The 2,019-nt window shown below is 44.8% G+C and carries 2 protein-coding genes; both read right to left on the reverse strand.

Going from position 1 to position 2,019, the window contains the following annotated elements:
• Positions 1-251 (reverse strand): hypothetical protein (locus CLV51_RS28775; protein ID WP_146151407.1); only part of this gene is annotated, 251 nt, incomplete at its 3' end.
• 1 nt (position 252) lies between these two features.
• Positions 253-2,019, reverse strand: a 1,767-nt coding sequence (locus CLV51_RS29325; RefSeq protein ID WP_211302160.1) for a hypothetical protein, incomplete at its 5' end; no start/stop codon positions are given.

A 2,019-nucleotide genomic window follows, 5' to 3' on the forward strand; every position in this document is an offset into this window, starting at 1 on the left:
AGGCTGTTATTACCGGTTCCCACCAGTGCAATCACCTGTATTTTACCGGCATAGTTATTTTGAAAACGGGTTATCTGACCCAATATCGCGGTATCTTTATCCAGTGGCATCACTATATACAGCAGCTTTTTACCGGCATAGGCATCCAGGTTAAGCAGCTGCCCATCCAATGTGGTCAGTGCCTGCTGGGCACTACAATAATATGCACCGCAACAGCAAATCATTATTAATATAAAAATCCTGTTCATCATATCATTGGGGATTAGTTAAAGTATTGACGTATCGTTTTATAATATTTCCATTCATGTCTTTTACATGCTGGAATCTTCCAAAAAGGTCATATTCGTAATAGGTTATTTTTCCTTCAGGAGTAGTCATGGAGGTCATACCACCAAAAACGGGCGAATAGGTATAGCAGGTTACCTGCGCAGAGGTGCCTGCAAGACCGCTGCTTATTTTTGCCAGCTCCGCCCGCATCGCTGCGTCGGAGGAGGGGTTATCCAGCACAGCGGGATTCACCAGGCCTGATACTGTTGTGTAATCACTGCCGGTTACCTTAGCCACAGGGAAACTACCGCTATACCCCCAGAGGTAAGCTTCTTTTACGTCAGTAGTTTTATACTGCTCGGTAAGATTACCCCTTGTATCATAGGCAGATAAATTAACCTCGATGGAATCGCCTCCGGCAAAGAAGGTGCGGAGCTTTGACAAATGGAGCTTTGAAGTATTATAATAGCCAAACATATATTTTGCGCCGCTGACAAAGACCGGGTTGGCATTATTTGTTTTCATAGAATCCACCACTTCTATGGGCTGCAGGTAATTTTTATTCTTCAGTGTATCTTTCATTACCTGTTCTGCACTGCTTAGACTGAAAACAAAATCACTGGTATTATTAAATGCGTATTTATAGGTCTGTTCCCTGGTTTGGCTGTTATTAACAGCTACTATTTTCTGTTTCAGAAAAAAGATATCATGCTGCAGGTAGTACTGGTAGTTAGTTTGTATGCCTGCTAATGTACCACCCGTGAAGGTGGAGTCTAAAGACTGGCTCAATACCGTGACGGGCTGCCAGGTGGAAAAATTGATCGCCGATGTGAGGTCTGGTATGCAATCTGAAAACTGATCGTTGCAGTTGGATGGACTGGGGGCAGACTCCGTCCAGTAGGATATCTGGCCGTTTGACGGCGCATCAATAGTAACATACCAGTATGGTTTTGCCCGGTCACCTATCTGCGATTGCGGGTTATTCCAAAGCCACGAGTTAATGCTTTTCTTTAATAAGATCCCATGCTGGTCATACGCTTTTTCTACCACCAGCTTTGCCCGGTAATAACTGTAATCTGATGGCGGCGGCAGTGGAAATCCCGGGTTGACAATATCATAGGCATAGGTGTATATCCGGTCTGTCCATCCGTTAGCACTGTCTATTGTCCGGACTTCAGGATACATGACATAGGAACCACCATCCAGGGCCAGTGGATAGCTGCTCCCTGGATACACCTTCACATACTGACAAGCAGTGGAAAAGTCATTTTGCACTGCCGTAACATTCACCGGAGAGATGAGTAAGCCACTGCCCACCGTGGAATCAATGGAGTACATTTTGTACCTGTAGTCTGTCTTACTGAACTGACCTGTAATCGGATCATAATCCCTGATTGTTTTTACACGAACACCTCCGGCATTATAGGATCTCCTTGAAAACACAGCATTGGCGCCATAAGGCTGACTAATGGTACCAGTTTCATAGGTGCCTTCCTGCCAGTTACCCGACAAACTACCGATGGTACACGTTGTGCCGGGAACAAAAACATCTACCCTGTAATAGCCATTTTTTAATATACTATTTCCGGAAGGCTGTCCGCTGAAACTCTGAATTAAAGCGCCTCCGGTAAGCGCGGTTGAGTCCAGCAACCGCATAACCTTCACGGTATAATTGGAGCCACACATCACACCAATATTACCCAGGGCAAAGAAGAATTTGGCAAGATTATAAGACGAGTTTACTGTAAAAAG

The organism is Chitinophaga niastensis (assembly GCF_003014755.1).
Lineage (GTDB): Bacteria > Bacteroidota > Bacteroidia > Chitinophagales > Chitinophagaceae > Chitinophaga > Chitinophaga niastensis.